20 protein-coding genes are annotated in these 18,662 nt (G+C 38.6%); 12 read left to right on the top strand and 8 right to left on the bottom strand.

Features of this window, described 5'->3' with window-relative positions; genetic code table 11:
* Positions 1-3: 3 nt before the first annotated feature.
* Positions 4-1,002, bottom strand: coding sequence for a hypothetical protein (locus VHP32_04260; GenBank protein ID HEX2787096.1), 999 nt, complete (start codon positions 1,000-1,002; stop codon positions 4-6).
* Positions 1,003-1,088: 86 nt separating this feature from the next.
* Between VHP32_04260 and VHP32_04255 the strand changes: the two genes are divergently transcribed.
* The gene (locus VHP32_04255) at positions 1,089-1,652 is read left to right on the top strand and encodes a hypothetical protein (GenBank protein HEX2787095.1); all 564 of its coding nucleotides are present in this window, start codon (positions 1,089-1,091) and stop codon (positions 1,650-1,652) included.
* Between the two features lie 231 nt (positions 1,653-1,883).
* The gene (locus VHP32_04250; protein HEX2787094.1) at positions 1,884-3,095 is read left to right on the top strand and encodes an ATP-binding protein; all 1,212 of its coding nucleotides are present in this window, start codon (positions 1,884-1,886) and stop codon (positions 3,093-3,095) included.
* 4 nt (positions 3,096-3,099) lie between these two features.
* Here the strand turns inward: VHP32_04250 and VHP32_04245 are convergent, their stop codons facing one another.
* From VHP32_04245 to lhgO, 4 genes are all read right to left on the bottom strand, one after another.
* Positions 3,100-3,792 (bottom strand): hypothetical protein, encoded by a 693-nt coding sequence (locus tag VHP32_04245; protein HEX2787093.1) that lies wholly within the window; start codon positions 3,790-3,792, stop codon positions 3,100-3,102.
* Positions 3,789-4,577, bottom strand: coding sequence for a nitroreductase family protein (locus tag VHP32_04240; GenBank protein ID HEX2787092.1), 789 nt, complete (start codon positions 4,575-4,577; stop codon positions 3,789-3,791). Before VHP32_04240 ends, VHP32_04245 begins: the two co-directional genes overlap by 4 nt.
* Before the next feature lie 39 nt (positions 4,578-4,616).
* On the bottom strand, positions 4,617-5,276 hold the full coding sequence (locus tag VHP32_04235; protein HEX2787091.1) for a DUF1287 domain-containing protein: 660 nt from the start codon (positions 5,274-5,276) through the stop codon (positions 4,617-4,619).
* Between the two features lie 127 nt (positions 5,277-5,403).
* A complete protein-coding gene (gene lhgO / locus VHP32_04230; protein HEX2787090.1) occupies positions 5,404-6,606 on the bottom strand; it encodes an L-2-hydroxyglutarate oxidase in 1,203 nt (400 codons plus the stop codon).
* Positions 6,607-6,747: 141 nt separating this feature from the next.
* Here lhgO and VHP32_04225 point away from each other — a divergent pair, with 141 nt between their 5' ends.
* Together VHP32_04225 and VHP32_04220 are read left to right on the top strand one after the other, a co-directional pair.
* The gene (locus tag VHP32_04225) at positions 6,748-8,262 is read left to right on the top strand and encodes an aldehyde dehydrogenase family protein (GenBank protein ID HEX2787089.1); all 1,515 of its coding nucleotides are present in this window, start codon (positions 6,748-6,750) and stop codon (positions 8,260-8,262) included.
* Between the two features lie 40 nt (positions 8,263-8,302).
* Positions 8,303-8,737 carry an SRPBCC domain-containing protein gene (locus tag VHP32_04220; GenBank protein ID HEX2787088.1) on the top strand — a complete coding sequence of 145 codons (435 nt, stop codon included), beginning with the start codon at positions 8,303-8,305 and terminating at the stop codon, positions 8,735-8,737.
* Positions 8,738-8,947: 210 nt separating this feature from the next.
* On the opposite strand, the gene VHP32_04215 is transcribed toward VHP32_04220, so the two are convergent.
* The gene (locus tag VHP32_04215; GenBank protein ID HEX2787087.1) at positions 8,948-9,970 is read right to left on the bottom strand and encodes a hypothetical protein; all 1,023 of its coding nucleotides are present in this window, start codon (positions 9,968-9,970) and stop codon (positions 8,948-8,950) included.
* Positions 9,971-10,329: 359 nt separating this feature from the next.
* Here VHP32_04215 and VHP32_04210 point away from each other — a divergent pair, with 359 nt between their 5' ends.
* From VHP32_04210 to VHP32_04175, 8 genes are all read left to right on the top strand, one after another.
* A complete protein-coding gene (locus tag VHP32_04210) occupies positions 10,330-11,421 on the top strand; it encodes a methionine aminotransferase (protein HEX2787086.1) in 1,092 nt (363 codons plus the stop codon).
* Entirely contained in the window at positions 11,418-11,834 is a 417-nt protein-coding gene (locus VHP32_04205) for a hypothetical protein (protein ID HEX2787085.1), read from the top strand. The genes VHP32_04210 and VHP32_04205 overlap by 4 nt, the downstream gene beginning before the upstream one ends.
* A gap of 68 nt (positions 11,835-11,902) precedes the next feature.
* Positions 11,903-12,724, top strand: a complete 822-nt coding sequence (locus tag VHP32_04200; GenBank protein HEX2787084.1) for a tetratricopeptide repeat protein — start codon at positions 11,903-11,905, stop codon at positions 12,722-12,724.
* A 3-nt stretch (positions 12,725-12,727) separates the two neighbouring features.
* Positions 12,728-13,570 (top strand): tetratricopeptide repeat protein, encoded by an 843-nt coding sequence (locus VHP32_04195; protein HEX2787083.1) that lies wholly within the window; start codon positions 12,728-12,730, stop codon positions 13,568-13,570.
* Positions 13,567-14,316 carry a tetratricopeptide repeat protein gene (locus VHP32_04190; protein HEX2787082.1) on the top strand — a complete coding sequence of 250 codons (750 nt, stop codon included), beginning with the start codon at positions 13,567-13,569 and terminating at the stop codon, positions 14,314-14,316. Before VHP32_04195 ends, VHP32_04190 begins: the two co-directional genes overlap by 4 nt.
* Positions 14,313-14,741, top strand: a complete 429-nt coding sequence (locus tag VHP32_04185; protein ID HEX2787081.1) for a hypothetical protein — start codon at positions 14,313-14,315, stop codon at positions 14,739-14,741. The genes VHP32_04190 and VHP32_04185 overlap by 4 nt, the downstream gene beginning before the upstream one ends.
* A gap of 12 nt (positions 14,742-14,753) precedes the next feature.
* The gene (gene era, locus VHP32_04180; protein ID HEX2787080.1) at positions 14,754-15,641 is read left to right on the top strand and encodes a GTPase Era; all 888 of its coding nucleotides are present in this window, start codon (positions 14,754-14,756) and stop codon (positions 15,639-15,641) included.
* Between the two features lie 23 nt (positions 15,642-15,664).
* The gene (locus tag VHP32_04175; protein ID HEX2787079.1) at positions 15,665-16,156 is read left to right on the top strand and encodes an LITAF-like zinc ribbon domain-containing protein; all 492 of its coding nucleotides are present in this window, start codon (positions 15,665-15,667) and stop codon (positions 16,154-16,156) included.
* Here the strand turns inward: VHP32_04175 and uvrB are convergent, their stop codons facing one another.
* Both uvrB and VHP32_04165 read right to left on the bottom strand, forming a co-directional pair.
* Complete coding sequence (gene uvrB, locus VHP32_04170; GenBank protein HEX2787078.1) at positions 16,157-18,190, bottom strand: excinuclease ABC subunit UvrB; 2,034 nt, start codon at positions 18,188-18,190, stop codon at positions 16,157-16,159.
* A 174-nt stretch (positions 18,191-18,364) separates the two neighbouring features.
* Complete coding sequence (locus VHP32_04165) at positions 18,365-18,637, bottom strand: ATP-dependent Clp protease adaptor ClpS (protein HEX2787077.1); 273 nt, start codon at positions 18,635-18,637, stop codon at positions 18,365-18,367.
* Between the last annotated feature and the right edge of the window lie 25 nt (positions 18,638-18,662).

Genomic DNA, 18,662 nt, shown 5'->3' with positions numbered 1-18,662 from the left:
TTTTTAGCTCACATGGCTGGATATTTCATAATATACCAGCAAAATATAGGAAACAGCCAGCACAATAAAACAAATTTTGTCAAGTTTTTTCGATGCTTTTTCGTTTCCTTTTTTCATCAGAGAAAGCGAAATGATGGAAGTAATTATGCAGATGAAAATGTAAATAAATGATATGTCATGCAGAACGTCTACAAGCGTAAGCCGTTGATTTTGCGGAAGAGTGGAGCTTATCACATACTGGCTTGCGATGGCAGCAAAGATTGCCCCGACCGAAAGTCCGAATCTCGGGTCAAGGTCAAGCGGATTAATGAAAAAAGTTGCAAGTGAAATTAGAACAGAAATAAACAGTCCGATAAATAATTTAAAAAACAACCCGGCGCCTTCCCGCTCAAGGTCAACATAAATTATAACTCTTGAATAAGTTGCATATTCACCATCCGGAATATCGGGGTCGCCGTAATTTGTTTCATAAGGGTGGTCTTCAACCTTAATTCCATATCCTGTTATGCTCCACCCATCAATTGTTATATTGTTTGCAATTTTAGTGTTAACCGTATCAGGAATGAATAAAAGTTTCGTTTTATCTTTTTCAATGTCTTCGATTATTAACTCGACTCTCTGTCTGTCAAACGGAAAATCCGTTATGTCCCACTGCTCTTTAACCTTACTGAGAACTTTCAGCGTCATATAATAAATTTCACCGTTTGGTCCGCGTTTTTCATTTGTCTCACCCATTTTGCTTATCTCTTTTGCATTCACAAGCTCAAAATTTTCAAGCAGGTGCATACTGTCTTTGCTTGAATTATACCATAAGTAAAAATCCATGTTCATCTGATTATTCGGAAAGTCGATGTCATAAAGAGAAAATATATATGCGCCGATTTTTACAGTATCGGGAGTTCTCGGAACGGAATCGGTTTGCGAAAATGAATAGGAATTAGAAAATAAAATCAGGAAAGCTGCGAAGAAAAGACATTTAATAAATACTTGTTTTTTTATCAAATGTTAAGTTTGTGTAAAATTAATATTTCTTGTTTAATAATTCAATCTTGTTTAATTTAATATAAATTAATCAAGTTATTAGTATTATGGCAAAACAGATTAAAACCACACAAAGTAAATCCGAAAATTTCGGCGGTATTTCATCGGATGCGGTTAAAAAAGCCACCGGCAAAAGCTGGAACGATTGGATAAAGCTTCTTGATAAAGCCAGCGCTAAAGAAATGACGCATAAAGAAGTTGCGCAGATGATTTATGATAAACATGAAATCAGCGGATGGTGGTCTCAGATGGTGACAGTCGGCTATGAGCAGGCAACAGGAAAAAGGATTAAACATCAGGTGTCGGACGGTTACTCAATTTCAGTAAGCAAAACTTTTGACGCGCCGGTGAGCAAGCTTTACGATTATTTTTCAAAACCCGCTTTAAGAAAAAAATGGCTTTCGGAAAAGGTATCCATAAGAACGGAAACAAAAGATAAATCAATGAGGATGAACTGGGAAGACGGCAAGACAATTTTAAGCATAAATTTTTATCCCAAGAATAGTAAAAAAGCACAGGTGGTAGTCCAACATGAAAAACTTCCCGGAAAAACGACCGCAGAAAAGATGAAAAAGTTCTGGAAAGGTAAATTAGAAACCCTGTTAAATTAAAATAATTATAAATATATTAACTCTATTTTGTAATATTAAACTGTAAAATTAGGAGAATATTGGGGGTTTTTTAGTTTTTTTGCTCTGTTCACATTGGTGCCACCCACCAAAAATTAATATTACTCATTTTTCCTTTATTGCGCTCAGTAAAAATTAGTCTATAAAATACGGCATTAATTTGCTGTTATATACTATTTAAAATTTTTAACCACGATTGAATAGTAAAAAATAGTGACTACATCAGATTACATATTTATTTTCATATGTATTGGCATTGTATTAATCCTTGCGGCATTTTTTTGCAGAAAAAGTTTCTCAAAAGTTTTAACTCTTAAAAAAGAGATTGACAAAAAAGATAAACTTTTCAGGGCGATTACAAGCGGATGCCTTGACGGTTTTTGCATGCTTGCAGCGCAAAAAGACAATTCCGGTCACGTAAGAGATTTTGTTTTTAAGGAAATAAATAATCTTGCAGCAAAGCAAAAACACCTTCAGCGAAAAGACGTAATCGGCAAAACTCTTTCCGAAGCAAATCCAATTTATAAAGAACGCGGCTTTATTGAATTATTCAGTGAAGTATATAGAAGCGGAAAACCTTTTGAACAGGAATACACAATGCCCGATGGACACTACGAAACCTGGTTTTATCAACAGATAATTCCTTATCAGGATGGCGTCATTGTTTTTAACAGGGACATATCAAAAAGAAAGCTTGAAGCCGAAAAGGAAAAACTGCTGACCGAAAAACTTCTTGAGGCAAACCAGAATAAAGACAGAATAATTTCCATTCTTGCTCATGATTTGCGCAGTCCGCTTTCGGGAATAATAGGATTAACGAACATAATGAGCGAAGAATATAACGAACTGACAGACAGTGAAATAAAGGATTACCTTAACACCACGGCAAAAACTGCAACTGATATTTTTAACCTGCTTGATAACCTGCTTGAATGGGCGAGAATCAAAACGGGAAAAAAAGAAATTGAGCCTATTGTATTCGATTTGCGAACCCAAGTTGATAACGTTATAGAGCTGCTTCAGCTTAACGCACTTACAAAAGGCATCGAAATAAAAAATGATGTTCCGTTTAAAACACTTGTAAATGCAGATAAAAACTGCATTAATTCAATTTTAAGAAATTTGATTTCTAATGCAATAAAATTCACAAGAGATAATGGAAAAATTATCATTACGGCAGTTCACCAGAGTGATAAAGTTATGACTTCAATTATTGATAACGGGCTGGGCATCAGCAAGAAAAAACTTGAAAAGATTTTTAACAGCGATATGCAGTCAACCGCAGGAACGAATTTTGAAAAAGGATCCGGTTTCGGATTGATTATCTGCAAAGACCTTATTGAAAAAAACGGAGGATGCATCTGGGTAGAAAGCATTGAAGGCGACGGGTCAACATTCAACTTTTCACTTCCGGCTTTTAAATAATCTCTTAATTACTCAATTTAATAGAATCTCTTTTTGAATAATAATCGAGCTTGATTCTTCCATCACCGCTCGGTGTTTTTTGCTGAATGCCTGTTTCATAATGTCTTATCGCCTGAAGATAAATTTTGTTGACTGCTGAGGGAACATATGATGAAAAAATTACCTGTATGTTTGTTGCGCCGACAACATTCTGTTCAATTGTTACAAGCGTGCTGTCGTTCACGCTGTTGATGATATTAACCTTTACGTTCTCATCAGTCTGAACGACACTATTCCATGAAATGTTAACGGGTGCAGTTCTCTGCACGCTGTCAGGCAGAGGAAGAAAAGAAATCGTTCTGCCGTTGAAATTTATTTCATTTTTGTAAACTCTGTTTTGATTGTCGTTGTATTCCCATTGGTAGTTCGATGCTAACGCTGTTCCTGTTACGGTTAATGTATAAACCGAACCTATCAGCGATTTGGTTAAAGGAAGTCCGTTTAACTTTATGTAAGAGGGGGAGGTCAATTCAACTTCGGTTCCGCTCGGCAGCTTAAATGTTGCCTCTGTATATAATTCTAATTTTGCCTCGTTGTATCTTATGAAATAATTTTGATTAATCTTATCTATGTCAACTTCATTATCCTTCGGACACGAACCTTTGAAAAAAGCAAGACATGATATCGTGAGCAGAACTAAAAATTTTATTTGCTTCATTTTTGATTATTGAACTTATTTCCAAAATAGTTATTAAAAGCAAGTTCATCAATTCCTTTTCTTTGTGAGGAAGTCCAGTCAATTGCAGGACGCTCGACGTTTTCATCAATATATCCCATTCTGAAGATAGCCATAAGCTCCTGATCAAGGGGAATATTCAGAATCTCCGAAACTTCTTTCCATTTTTTGGGAATTTCACCGGGAGTTGAAATAAACTGCATTCCCATTCCGATTGAAGTTGTGACGAGCCATAAAGTCTGAATCACCGCCCCCATACTGATGACGGAATAAAACCCCGAAAGCTCACAGGGTTTATATTCATCTTTTGTAAGCGTAATTGCGAACAGAAGCGGTGATGATGAAACGAGCTTTTCTTCATCGTTGCCGAGAATTTTTGAGACTTTGAGCATTGAAATTACTTTGCCACCGGTTTCGGAGAAAATGCTTTTTGCAAACGGTTTAAGAAAAGCGGGCAGGTGGTCTATGTGTATGCCGTCTTTTGTTTTTTCCATTTCTTCTTCTGAGAAGCGGAAATATTTTTTGTATTGTTTCCAGAAGCGGCCGTCATCCATAAGCTGTGTCATTGCATCGCCTGCGATTCGTCCGATTTTTTTGATTACGGATTTATCCTGCACAAGCACAAAGCGCCACGGCTGTGAATTGAAATGACTCGGGCAGTGCGAGGACATTTTCACGAGAAGGTCGATGTGCTCTTGTGATATTTCCTTGTCTAAAAAAAATCCGTTAGTTGTTTTTCTTTTCTTTATTGCTTCGAGTAAGTCCATGAAAAATTATTTTAGTAAAACCATTTTTAATTAGAAAAATTAATCTTTGATTCTATAATGACCGATGATTTCCCAGAGGTGAAGCTTGTCTTCGTTTGCCACGTAGCCGGGATTGGGATGATTGTGAATGACGTAATAATTTCCGTTTGCGAAAGTGTCGGATACGATGCCGATGTGGTCGCTGTAACCATCCTGATTCATATCCCATACAACGATGTCGCCGGGCTGAAAGTCAGCATCGTTATTGAGTGTCTGCCAATATTTAGCAAACCAGACTTCGAGATTCATTACACGGCGATGGTCTATGTTTGAATCGGGTTTTTTTGCTTTCCATCTTTTCATGGGGTATGCGTTCCAATCGGATTTAACGTCGTCGTTGATTGCTTTTTGTAAATCGGTGATGCCTGATTTTCGCAAAGCGCGAACGATTACATCAGTGCAGACTCCTATGGTTTCATCAATGTCACCATTTGGAAAATCAATTGTATAATATGCCATCGACATATCGTATTCGTAATTATCGGCGAGAGTTTTCTTTGCGCCGTCGAGAACTTTTTGCTGATTGGCGGAAAGTGATATTTGTTTTGCTGAATCTTTTGATGTTTGTGTTACTTGCTGCGGCGAAGAAATTTGTTGAGTATTTTCCTTGTTGCAATTAAACGAATAGAAAAATAAAAAGAAAATTATTATGAGTGTCATGTTATAAAATTAAAAATTAAAATAAATATATTTTTCACCCTAACACCGGGATGACCCAAAGGGTTCCCCCCGCCTGCGCGGGAATGACTTCCTCTAATATATAGTTACAAAAATAAATATTACATTATTATAATCTTGAAATAATTTTATCGCTTATAGTGTCGCCGACCGAAAGTGAAGACGTTGCGGCGGGTGATGGAGCATTGAGAACATTTATGATTCTTTTATCTTCTGCAAACAAAAAATCATCGATTAAGTTTCCATGCTTGTCTACTGCCTGCGCGCGAACCCCGCTTCCGCCCGGAACCAAATCTTTGCCGGTGATATCGGGAATAAGTTTTTGCAACGAGTTTACAAATTCATATTTCATAAGTGAGCGGTAAAATTCGTAAATGCCTGTCTGCCAGTGTTTCCACGTGATGTGATAAAATCCGCTCCACGTGAAAGTGTCTTTCATGTCTTTAATGTTCATATCGAGCTTGCCGTAACCCTCGCGCTTCATTGCAAGGACGGCGTTTGGTCCCGCTTCAACATTTCCGTCAATCATTCTTGTGAAATGCACACCAAGAAACGGGAACTGCGGGTCGGGAACGGGATAAATAAGATGGTTAACGAGATAGCGTTTGTGTTCTTTTATATTGAAATATTCTCCGCGGAATGGAATTATCCGAACGTCGAGCTTGTTGTTTGTGAGCTTTGCGATACGGTCGGATTGCAAACCGGCACAGCTTACAAAAATTTTGCATTCATAATCGTCTTTATCTGTGATGACGGTCACGCAATTAGAATCCTCATCAACATCTTTTAATTTTTCTTTGAGCTTTATGTTTACACCGTGTTTGTAAAGTATGTCAAAAATTTTTTCTGTTACATTTGAGTAATCGATGATGCCCGTTTGCGGAACGTGAATTGCTTTCACGCAATTTACATAGGGCTCGATTTCCTTTGCTTCTTCTCTTGAAATAATTCTTAATCCCTGCAGACCGTTTTGGATTCCTTTGTCGTATAGAATCTGAAGCGCTTTTAGTTCGTGTTCGTTTGTAGCGACGATGAGCTTTCCGCAGATGTCGTATTTGATGTTATGTTCATTGCAGAACTCGAGGAGCATTTTATATCCGCGTATACAGTTTTGCTCTTTAAGACTGCCGGGCTTGTAATAAATTCCTGAATGAATGACTCCGCTGTTGTTGCCGGTCTGGTGTTTTGCGATGACGTCTTCTTTTTCGATGATGCAGAGTTTTACACCGGGATTTTTCTTTATCAGGTTGTAAGCAGTTGCAAGACCGATTATGCCCGCACCAATTAATATGACGTCGTATTTTTCTCTCAATTAGTTTAATTAATTCAATATATTCTATTAAATAAAAATTTTACAGTAAAAAATAGCTGTTTATAAGGATTTTATTATGAATAAAAACTTTGATGCATATATGTTAAATTGCACTAATATCTAAAAACTACAATAAATTACATGTCTAAAAAATTTCATAATTTCATAAACGGAGAGTGGCGTGATTCAGTAAGCGAAGAAACTTTTGAGAACAGAAATCCTGCAATGTGGGAAGATGATTTGATAGGGACGTTCCCTTCATCGAATGCAGATGACCTTGATGATGCGGTGATTGCTGCGAGAGAGGCGTTTAAAAAATGGAGATTGGTTCCTGCTCCGAGACGCGGTGACGTTCTGAAAGTTGTCGGTGATAAAATGCTTAAGCATAAAGAAGAAATTGCGCATGAGATGACACGCGAAATGGGAAAGGTGATTGCAGAAACACGCGGCGACGTTCAGGAAGGAATTGATACTGCATATTATGCGGCTTCCGAAGGAAGAAGATTATTCGGATACAATGCACCGAGCGAAATGCCGAACAAGATGAACATGAGCTTCAGGGTTCCGATTGGTGTCGGCGGATTTATAACACCGTGGAATTTTCCGATGGCGATTCCGACATGGAAATTATTTCCTGCGCTTGTCTGCGGAAACACATGCGTGTTCAAACCTGCGGAGCTTACTCCGAAGACTGCAACAACGCTTGTGAAGATTATCGATGAAGCGATGAGAGAAGTTTTGGGAAGCGGTTACATACCGGGAGTTTTGAATCTTGTGCATGGAAGCGGAAGCATTGTCGGTGAAGCGATGACATCGCATCCTGAAATCGATTTTATTTCTTTCACGGGTTCGACTGAAGTCGGGAAGAGAATTAATACCGTTGCTGGCGGAGATTTGAAGAGAGTTTCTTTAGAGCTTGGCGGAAAGAATGCGCAGATAGTTATGGACGATGCTAATCTGGACTTAGCGCTTGATGCTGTTTTATGGGGAGCATTCGGAACGACGGGTCAGAGATGCACTGCGACATCGAGATTGATTTTACAGAAAAAAATTCATGATAAATTTATAGATAAGCTTGTCAAGCGAGTCGAAAAATTAAAGCTTGGTTACGGTAACAATGACGGCATTGATGTTGGTCCTTGTGTGAGCGAGAAGCAAAGAGAAACGGTGAACAAGTATGTGAACATCGGAATCGAGGAGGACAAAGCGACGCTTGTATGCGGAGGTGATTATGCGACGCGCGGTGATTTGTCGAAGGGATGGTTTTATAAGCCGACGATTTTTAAGGACGTAACCACTTACATGAGAATTGCGCAGGAAGAAATTTTTGGTCCGGTGCTTTCGGTTATCGAATGCAAAGACTTGGATGATGCAATACAGATTTTGAACTCAACGCAATACGGGTTGTCGTCGAGCATATTTACGAATAATGTTAACGATGCTTTCAGGGCGATTCGCGATATCGAAGCGGGGATTACATATGTGAACGGCGCTACAATCGGCGCGGAAGCACACATGCCGTTCGGCGGTGTGAAAGCAACGGGCAACGGTCACCGCGAGGGCGGATGGACAGTGTTTGATTTTTATACCGAGTGGAAGGCTGTTTATGTTGATTACTCGGGTAAATTGCAGAGAGCGCAGATTGATAATTATTGATCAATTTGCAATTTGCAATGAACAATGAATAATTAAAAAATTGAAATACCAATTAAGAACAGAAATATTAATTAACGCTTCACCCGGAAAAGTGTGGAGCGTTCTAACAGATTTTGAAAAGTATCCGGAATGGAATCCGTTCATTAAGTTTGTGAAAGGTAATCCGATAGCGGGAGAAAAAATTTCTGTTCGTCTGGAACCACCTGATGAAAAAGGGATGACGATAAGTCCGAAAGTTTTAAAGGTTGATTATAACCGGGAGTTCAGATGGAAAGGTCAGCTTTTCATTCCGGGTTTATTTGACGGTGAACATATATTCGAGTTAAAAGATAATGTGAACGGCACAACAACATTTATACACAGAGAAAATTTTAGCGGAATATTGATTGGGTTTTTTAAAAAAATGTTAGAGGGAAACACAAAGAAAGGATTTGAGATGATGAATGAAAAGCTGAAAGAAATATCAGAGAAGTGAATAAGTAGGGCAGACGTTCCCATCTGTCCCGACAGGCAGAAATGCCTGTCGTACTAAAAGATATTAAATGAAGAATCCCATTGTAATGATGGGATTTTTGTGTTTGTATATACCGGGATGTCTCCCGCACTGTGCGGGGATGACTTCAATTATTAGGAATCACTCGCTTCGCTCGGGACAGACAAGAATGTCTGTCCTACTAAAATTTTTTTATAACCTCCCTGCTTCTTTTAATACAAATAATGCATCTGCTGTAACCCATTCGTTCATGATTTTTTTGCTGGGGGAGCCCCAGTTGACGTAGTCGGTGTTGTGCCCGAGTGTGTTGGAAGTTTTGAAATATTTTTTTTCGGCTGGCCATCCTTGTGATTCGCCGGTGGATTTGAGTTCTTTGCTTTCAAGCAAGTCGAGAGCGTCATTGCATCGTTTGTCTTTTATGTAGCCGGATTCTGCGAGAACTTTTAGTCCGTGGAGAATGTCATAATGCCAATAGAGATGATAATGCAGGTGAGTAAATTCCGGATGAATGATTTTTCCGTTTGTGATTCTTTTATATAAATGACGGCTTAAAAAAACTTCTGCGGCTTTGTCTGCGGCTTTGCGGACTTTTTTGTCGTTGTTCAGCTTTGCATAAAGAGCAAGTCCGCGAAGAGGCAGGATTGTTTCCATGAATGATGAAGTGTCTGCAGAAAAATTTTTGTCGCAGTTCCATCCGCCGTCGGGCCACTGCCAATGGAGCAGGCGTTCGACGAGAGAATCGATTCGCTTGTCTTTAAATCCGAGCTTCTGCAAATACCAAAGAGCATTGCCCTGCATTGAACCGCATCTGCGATAGCGCCCTTCGATTACCGGGACGCCTTCCTTTTGCTGAAGCTGAGATTTTTTTTCTATGATGACTTCGTTGAAATAAAACGGGTTCAGCCATGCGTCAAGCACGTCATCTTTTGCGGGATGAAGCGATTTGTCGTTTTCGGGATAGCCGATGTCAGCAAGCGACGCAAGAACCCAATGCGCTCCCTGCCATTTATCGTAAACGTGACCTTTAGAAATTATGTGTCCTGATTTATCATGGCGCGGGAGAAGTTTTTTTGCGATGTCACCGTTTCTGATTTCTTCGCGGAGGTTTTTTATTTCTTTTGAGTTAGGGTTTTCACCGAGAACGTTGACGCGGACTTTCCATCTGATGGATGGGTTAGTGCTTTGCAGTAGTTTGGTGATTAATTGTGAACGCATGATTAATAATTGATGCTCTGTGTTATTCTGAGCGAAGCAAAGAATCTCGTTTTATAATCAGACAAAGAAGAGATCCTTCACTTCGTTCGGGATGACACCCAAAGGAAAATATTTCAAACATAATAAAATTTATTTGAATTTTATAGTTCGTTGAATTAGGTTAATTTGTGAACACACCCCGTCTCCAACTTCGTTGACACCCCTCTTCCCATAGGGACTCCTTCGGAGCAAGAGGGGATTTGATGTAGTTTTAATATGAATTTGTTAACCGGAGACGCAAAATATTGCGTCTCTACAAAAAATTAGGAGAAAAAATTAAAAGTAAGTTTCCAAATACACCGACGAGTATTTTTAGTGTGATGTCGACGCTTTCGAATGAGTGCGGAGCGGTGAATCTTTCACAGGGATTCCCTGATTTTCCGGTTGACCCGCAGTTAATGGAGCTGGTTGCAAAAGCAATGAAAGACGGGCATAATCAATATGCGATGATGACGGGTGTTCCCGTTTTGCGGCAGAGCATTTCAAAGATTGTAAAGAAATTTTATGACAGGGACATAAATCCTGATACTGAGGTTACGGTAACATCGGGAGCGACTGAGTCGCTTTTTGCGGCAATTAGCGTTGTAGTGAATGACGGTGATGAGGTGATAATGTTCGACCCTTCATATGATTCTTATGAGCCGGCGGTTACTTTGAATAAAGGAGTTTCGGTGAGAATACCGCTGACGTTTCCCGATTATAAAATCGATTGGAATAAAGTTAAGGATAAGATAAACGATAAGACGCGGCTGATTATTTTGAACTCTCCGCATAATCCGACGGGGTCGGTTATGTCCGCAGATGATTTGAATACACTTGCAGAGATTATACGCGACAAAAATATTTATATATTGAGTGATGAAGTTTATGAGCATATAACTTTTGACGGCACGAAGCATCAGAGCATGTTGTTGAACGATGAGCTTTATAAAAAATCTTTTACCGTTTCATCTTTTGGAAAGACATTTCACATAACGGGCTGGAAGGTCGGCTATTGCACGGCACCTCCAAACCTAACTTCGGAATTTAGAAAAATTCATCAATTCCTTACATTTGCGACATCAACACCGTTTCAGTTTGCACTTGCAGAGTACTCGATGGACTTGCAAAGGATAGCAGACCTAAAAAATTTTTATGAAGAGAAAAGAAATCATTTTTTGGAGCTGGTGAAAAAGACGAGGTTCAAGCCGCTTGAATGCAAGGGGACGTATTTTCAGATTTTAGATTACTCGGATATATCAGATGAAAATGATTTTGAGTTTGCAAGGAGAATGACAAGGGATTACAAAGTTGCTTCTGTTCCTGTTTCGGTTTTTTATGAGAACAAAGATGATAATAAAGTTTTGAGGTTTTGTTTTGCGAAGAGCAACGCAACTCTTGAGAAAGCAATCGAGAATTTAACCAAATTATGAAGAGATTTTTATTTTTAATAATATTGATTGCGTTTGCAGGATGCGGTGATTCAATTAAGGGGACTTTAGATAAACAGCTAATGGGAGTTGATAAGGTGAAGATTTATTTTACAAACATTGTTCCAACAAAGGATACTGCTACCGAGCAGAGGGCAATTATCACGATTACGAATCTGGATACGGTGAACATGCTTGCGCAGTCGATAACGGATGAAACATCGGAGTTTTATAAATGCGGATATACGGGAACGATTGAGTTTTTCAAAGACAACATCAGCATCAGCAACATGCAATTCAACTTAATGAATGAGTGCAATCATATTGTTTTCCGCGTCAAAGATAATATATATTCAAAAAAAATATCAGATAAAGGAATCGAGGTTTTAAATAACTATTATAAAACTATAAATTAATTCCCATCCACAGGAACTATCCAACCGAAATCTATTTTAAATAATAAACTATGTAAGTAACTTGTAATATGTTAAAATCCGTAAAAATTATACTATTTTTGATATTTCCCGGTCTGATTTTTGCTCAGAGCAACCCTGAGGAGATATACGACAGAGCATCTGAGGAGTTCGGCAAAGCGAATTACACGGAGTCATATAAGCTTTATGATGAATATATAAAATTAAGTCCCGACAGCTCAAAAGGATACGTGGGCAAAGCAAACATTCTGCTTCTTACAAACATGCCGGATGATGCATTGAAAATTTATAATGAGGTTCTTGATAAAAATCCAAATTCGGCACCGGCGCTTTCAGGGAGGGGTGTTGTTTATACGATGAAAGGAGATTATGCTTATGCCATTGAGGATTTTAAAAAATCTCTGTTATATGATTCGACAAATACTTCAACATTAAATTCTCTTGCAGCGACATATCTGAAAGTCGGCTATATTGATGATGCAATAAAAATATTTGACAGGTCTTTGCTTTCAGACCCGGACAATCCGGAAACATACAGAAACATATCTGTTGTCCATTTTAATTTAGGAGATACAATAAAAGCTTTTGATGCTCTGAATAAAGCCCTTGAAATAAATCCCGGCAATGTTAATGTTCTTAATACGCGCGGCGCATTGTATAAAGAATGTAAAAAGCATGAGCTTGCAATTAAAGACTATGATAAAGTTCTTGAACTTGACCCGCAAAACGCGGAAGCTTTCTGCAGAAGGGGAATCGCTTATCTAATGCTCGGTAATAAAAAGAAAGCAGTTGAAGATATGGAATATGGAATAAAACTAAATCCCGGATTTAAACCTCAGGTTGAAGCTTATTTAATCGAAGCAAAAAATTAATTTATGAAGAAAAAATTACTATGTTTTATTGTTTTTATTTTGTCGGGATATTTTTCAGAGCAAGCAAAAGCTCAATATACTCCTGACCAGATTTTTGGATTCGGAAAAGAAGCATTGCTTGGGCAAGATTATAAAACTGCAATAAATTGGCTTACGCAATATATCCAGATAAAAACCCAGAGTTCGGAAGCATATAACCTGAGAGGAGAAGCATATTTTGGTTTGAATAATTATCAAAGCGCGATTAACGATTTCGGAACAGCTATTCAACTTGACCCAAAAAACATAAAAGCTTACATCAATCTTGGAATCTTATATATATCGCAGAAAGATTATCCCAACGCAATAAGCAATTTAACGAGCGCAATCCAAAACAGTCCCGGAAACGCAGTGGCATATTTTAACCGCGGAGTGGCATATTATGGAAACACACAGAATGATCTGGCTATGAGTGACCTTGATAACGCGATTCAATATGACCCGCAGATTTCAGATGCATATAGATATAAAGGGCTAATTAATCTATCCCAGGGAGATTCAGTAAAAGGACTTGCAAATTTTAACAAAGCGATTGAAATAAATCCGCAGAACTATAAGGCATTTTTTGACAGAGCGGTATATTTTTACAATAAAAATATTTATGATAAAGCACTGAGTGACCTAAACGAATCTATAGACATTTATCCCAGAAATTATCAGGCACTTATTATACGGGCATATATTTTGAACTCAATGCAGGAATATACTCTGGCTTTGAATGATTTGAAAACAGCCATTGAAATAGCTCCGGATATGCAGCCAAAGGTAAATGATTTTATGGAGCAAATTAAATTAAAAATAAGATGAAAAAATTTTATTTAATTTTGGTTCTCTTTTTCTTTTTTCTTTTTTCGAACACTAAAGAAGGAAGCGCGCAAAATGACCCCGATGCAATTTTAAGCCAGGGAACGACAGCGCTTAACTCGGGAAGTTATGTTGAGGCATTGCAGCTTTTTGACCTTTATATGACGATGGTGTCAAACAATGCGGAGGCATATTACAAAAGAGGCACAGTAAAGTTTAACACAAAAAAATACCGTGATGCGCTTGTTGACTTTGACAATGCCATCCAGATAGACACATCCCAATCCGATTATTTTAACCTCAGGGGGCAAACGAAAAAAGAATTGAAACAGGACAGTGAAGCACTCGATGATTTTACAAAAGCGATTATGTTAAATCCCGACAACCCGGAACCTTATAATAATCGCGGAATGATTTACGGTGATAAGCGTGTTTTCGGAAATGCAATTATGGATTTCACAAAAGCATTGAAGCTTCGTTCGGGATATACCGAAGCATATTTTAACCGCGGTGCAATTTACATGCAGATGGAAAACTGGCAAAAAGGAGTTGATGATTTTACTAATGCAATAAAAAATAATGCATCTTTTGCACAGGCATATGAGCTTCGGGGAATTGCAAATATGTATCTGCAAAAATATGAACTTGCCGTAAATGATTTTGAGCATGCGCTTGCACTTGATAAGTCACTCAAAGAAGAAATCCAGCCATTTCTCGATAACTCAAAATCAAACATGAAGAAAAAGTGAGAGCAGCATCTCTCACATTTCTTTTGATTGTATTATTCTCATGCAACAAAAATGATACAGTTAAGATTGAAAATGTTTTAGACAAGAAAGATTCACGCGAAGCAGGCTCAAATAAGCCGGATAGTTTAAAAGAAATTAAAAGGATCACAACTTCCGAAGCCGGGGTTAACATAGGCAAGGAGGTGATTATTGCCGGTGTTGTTGCACAGGTGACCAAAAGAAACAAAGTTTCATACCTGAATTTTGACGATAAATATCCTAAAAATACTTTCGCGGGAGTAATATTTGCTTCAAAATATGCTAAATTTGGTAATTTAAGTTTTTATGAGAAAAAGAATGTTGAGCTGACAGGGATTATAAGTGAATATAACAAAAAACCTCAGATAATTTTGAACTCACCGGAACAAATAAAAATTATAAAATAATTTATTCGACTTATGAAAACTAAATGCGGATATGTGTGCCTGTTCGGGCTGCCGAACGCGGGGAAGTCAACACTGATGAACGCAATGATAGGGATGAACCTGAGCATTGTGAATAAGAAGCCGCAGACAACGAGGAATAAAATTCTCGGGATACTCACGGAGAATGATTACCAGATAATTTTTACCGACGTGCCGGGGATATTGGAGCCGAAGTATGAAATGCAGACGGTGATGGCGAATGAAATCAGGAATGCAATGAAGGGTTCGGATGTGATTGCGCATATTGTCGATGTATCGAATTTTGATGTAAAAGAATTTCAGAAAGTGCAGGAACAGTACGGGAAGTTTTTTAAGGATAAAAAATATATTCTTGTTTTGAATAAGATTGATGCAATTGACCAGGACAAGCTTGTTGAGATTGGGAATGCGATAAAAGAAACTTACAGCGGTGATGTTATTCCTGTTTCTGCAAAGGAAAAGTTTAACATCGATACGCTGAAAAGAGAGCTTGTGAATGATTTGCCGGAGGGAGAATTTTTATTTAATGAAGATGAAGTAACGGATAAGTCGGAGAGGTTTTATGCGGCGGAGATTATCAGGCAGAGCATACTTGAACTTTTGAGCGAGGAGATTCCGTATAGTGTTTTCATAAACATAACCGAGTTTCAGGAGCGTGAAGCGGAAGGGAAACCGGATTACATAAATGCGGATATTATTGTCGAGAGGGAATCACAGAAAGGGATTATTCTCGGCAAGGGCGGCTCAATGATTAAGAAAATCGGTGAATCATCGCGGATTGAAATTGAGAAGATGCTTGGGAGAAGAGTTTTTTTGAAACTGTTTGTTAAGGTGCGAAAAGATTGGAGGAAGGATAAGAGATTTTTGAAAGAGAATTTTTAAAAAAGTTTTTTTATTTTAAAAAAATGGAAGAGAAACCGACCCCAGAACAACTTCAAGAATATTTTAAAAACGACAGAGCAAAGTTCGATTCAATTGCAAATCATTATCGTGAAAACGATACACAATTTTATCTCGAACATATACATCCTTTATATATAAAAGAACGGTCGATTGACAGCAAATATAAATCACCGGTTTTTATTAACGCGAAACAATATGATGTTAAAAAAATGGATTATAGTGTTCTGCCCGTTGAGCGTAAACCGGTAATTCCAAAAGCTGAGTATGTTAACCCTGTTTATTCGCAATTAAGACCCGGTGAAATAGAATGCCCTTATTGCCATCAAAAAGTTTACCCTTATCATTATGCAACAATATCAACAAGCGGCTGGGCAATGATTATTATGGGAACTCTTTTAACTCCGGTTATTATAGGAATTATATTTGTAATTGCAGGTACCAGAATGAAAAACATTCATTCCGGTTGTCCGAGATGCGGGATAAGGTATAATTAATTACTTTCCGTCCAATCTATCTATTTCATCTCTAAGTTCGGCGGCGCGTTCAAATTCCAAATCTTTAGCGGCTTCAACCATTTCTTTTCGAAGCTGGTCTATTAATTCATTGCGCTGTTCCTTTGTGATTTTTTTATCAAGCACACCCGTCATTTCTCTTATGCCGCTTTTCTTGTCGTCACGTTTTGGTCTGCCGTATTCTTCGGTATTTTTGCTTTTGCTGTCGGCGATGATTGTCGTAGACATAATTTCCTCAAATGATTTATAAACGGTTTTCGGTTCGATGTTATGTTTTTTATTGTATTCTTCCTGAATTTGCCTTCTGCGCGCGGTTTCTGCAATAACCTTTGCCATTGAGTCGGTGATTTTATCCGCGTAAAAAATTACAAGACCGTTTACGTTACGCGCGGTTCTTCCTGCGGTCTGAAGCAAAGATTTTTCGGAACGCAAGAATCCTTCTTTGTCGGCATCGAGAATTGCAACGAGAGAAACTTCGGGAAGGTCGAGGCCTTCTCTTAACAAGTTGACACCAACAAGCACATCAAACTCACCGAGACGGAGTCCGCGCAAAATATTTATGCGGTCGAGAGTATCGACTTCGGAGTGCATGTATTTTACTTTTATGCCGATGTCAAAAAGGTAATCGGTAAGGTCTTCGCTCATTCGTTTTGTGAGTGTGGTAACAAGCACACGTTCGCCTTTTACAGAACGCTTTCTGATTTCGTTTATTAAATCATCAATCTGATTTTTAACGGGACGCACCTGAATTTCTGGGTCAAGCAAACCGGTCGGCCTGATAATCTGTTCGACGATAACGCCTTCGCTTTTTTCAAGCTCATAGTTTGCCGGAGTTGCGCTCACGAAGATTGCCTGATTGACCATTCCCTCCCATTCTTCGAATGTCATTGGACGGTTGTCAAGCGCAGACGGCAGTCTGAAGCCGTGTTCGACAAGGGTTTTCTTGCGCATGCGGTCGCCGTTGTACATTCCTGAAATCTGGGGAACGGTTACGTGAGATTCATCGACGACGAGTAAAAAGTCTTTCGGGAAGTAATCAAACAAACACGACGGGCGTGAGCCCGCTGGTCTGCCGTCCATGTGGCGCGAATAGTTTTCTATGCCGCTGCAGTAGCCGATTTCCTGAATCATTTCTATATCGAAATTCGTGCGTTGTTCGATTCTTTGCGCTTCGATGTGCTTACCCTGTTTTTGGAAATAATTTATCTGGTCTTTAAGCTCTTCTTTTATGTTGACGATTGCTGCCTGAACTTTGTCTTTACTGCTTACGAAATATTTTGCGGGATAAATAGCAACGCTTATGTCTTTTCCGACAACACTACCATCAATGCGGTTGATGTAAGAAATTTTTTCAATCTCGTCATCAAAAAGCTCTATGCGGATTCCGATGTCGTTTTCATAAGCGGGAATGATTTCAATCACGTCACCGCGAACACGGAACGTACCGCGTGAAAACTCGTAATCATTGCGGACGTAATGTATGTCGATGAAATTCGATAATAAAGTTTTGCGGGAAATTTTTTGTCCGACGCGAAGTACTATCATTTGCGCGGCGTATTCTTCAGGCGCACCGATACCGTAAATACAGCTCACCGATGAAACGACGATAACGTCTTTTCTTCCTTCGAGGATTGCCGATGTTGCGCGAAGACGGAGACGGTCGATGTCTTCGTTTATGGATAAGTCTTTTTGTATGTAAGTATCCGAAGAAGGCACGTAAGCTTCGGGCTGGTAGTAATCGTAATATGAAATAAAAAACTCAACGCGGTTTTCCGGGAAAAATCTTTTGAACTCGCCGTAAAGCTGAGCGGCAAGAGTTTTGTTATGCGACATTACAAGCACGGGCTTGCCCGCGTTTTGTATGACGTTTGAAATCGAAAAAGTTTTCCCCGAGCCGGTGACACCAAGAAAAGTCTGGTACTTGTCGCCTCTTAAAACTCCTTCGGTAAGCTCTTTGATTGCTTTTGGCTGGTCGCCGGTTGGCTTGTATTGTGATTCTAACTTATAAGGCAAAATATTATTTACTCCTGACTAATATATTCTAAAAATCCATCTCTTGTAATTCTGAATAAATTAAGAATTTCAGGTAAGAAAAACGAGATTCTTCGCTTCGCTCAGAATGACACTATTTGCTTAGCTTAAAAGGATAATGTTTAAGTAGTTGATTATTTGGCGTTTATTTGATGAAATCTAAACGATTTTAGTCTTTAGATTTATTTCATTTAACACCGATTGGATACGCTTAAGTTCCTGAACTTCACCTGATTTTATGATGGCTTTACCTTTTGTATGCGCAATGACGGCAATTTGTTCGCAGTGCAAAAAATCGTAGCCGGTTGCTTTGTTGAGCTGGCGGACAACATCGTCCCAGTAATGAGCGGAGTTGTAAAGTTCAAGCTTGCGGGTTACATCAACACCCGAATCGACATCGGATTGTTCAACTTCTTTTACGGTAGTAGACATTCTTACATAAATTAAAATTGTTTTA

The organism is Ignavibacteria bacterium, assembly GCA_036262055.1.
Classification (GTDB): domain Bacteria; phylum Bacteroidota; class Ignavibacteria; order Tepidaquicellales; family Tepidaquicellaceae; genus DATAJP01.
Note: the sequence above shows the minus strand (reverse complement) of the source record. Positions and strands in the feature narration are given on the sequence as shown.

Coding starts and splice junctions, on each gene's coding strand:
- VHP32_04255 (HEX2787095.1), top strand. CDS start 1,089: ATGGCAAAACAGATTAAAACCACACAAAGTAAATCCGAAAATTTCGGC.
- VHP32_04245 (HEX2787093.1), bottom strand. CDS start 3,792: ATGAAGCAAATAAAATTTTTAGTTCTGCTCACGATATCATGTCTTGCT.
- VHP32_04240 (HEX2787092.1), bottom strand. CDS start 4,577: ATGGACTTACTCGAAGCAATAAAGAAAAGAAAAACAACTAACGGATTT.
- VHP32_04235 (HEX2787091.1), bottom strand. CDS start 5,276: ATGACACTCATAATAATTTTCTTTTTATTTTTCTATTCGTTTAATTGC.
- VHP32_04225 (HEX2787089.1), top strand. CDS start 6,748: ATGTCTAAAAAATTTCATAATTTCATAAACGGAGAGTGGCGTGATTCA.
- VHP32_04215 (HEX2787087.1), bottom strand. CDS start 9,970: ATGCGTTCACAATTAATCACCAAACTACTGCAAAGCACTAACCCATCC.
- VHP32_04210 (HEX2787086.1), top strand. CDS start 10,330: ATGTCGACGCTTTCGAATGAGTGCGGAGCGGTGAATCTTTCACAGGGA.
- VHP32_04205 (HEX2787085.1), top strand. CDS start 11,418: ATGAAGAGATTTTTATTTTTAATAATATTGATTGCGTTTGCAGGATGC.
- VHP32_04200 (HEX2787084.1), top strand. CDS start 11,903: ATGTTAAAATCCGTAAAAATTATACTATTTTTGATATTTCCCGGTCTG.
- VHP32_04195 (HEX2787083.1), top strand. CDS start 12,728: ATGAAGAAAAAATTACTATGTTTTATTGTTTTTATTTTGTCGGGATAT.
- VHP32_04190 (HEX2787082.1), top strand. CDS start 13,567: ATGAAAAAATTTTATTTAATTTTGGTTCTCTTTTTCTTTTTTCTTTTT.
- era (HEX2787080.1), top strand. CDS start 14,754: ATGAAAACTAAATGCGGATATGTGTGCCTGTTCGGGCTGCCGAACGCG.
- VHP32_04175 (HEX2787079.1), top strand. CDS start 15,665: ATGGAAGAGAAACCGACCCCAGAACAACTTCAAGAATATTTTAAAAAC.
- VHP32_04165 (HEX2787077.1), bottom strand. CDS start 18,637: ATGTCTACTACCGTAAAAGAAGTTGAACAATCCGATGTCGATTCGGGT.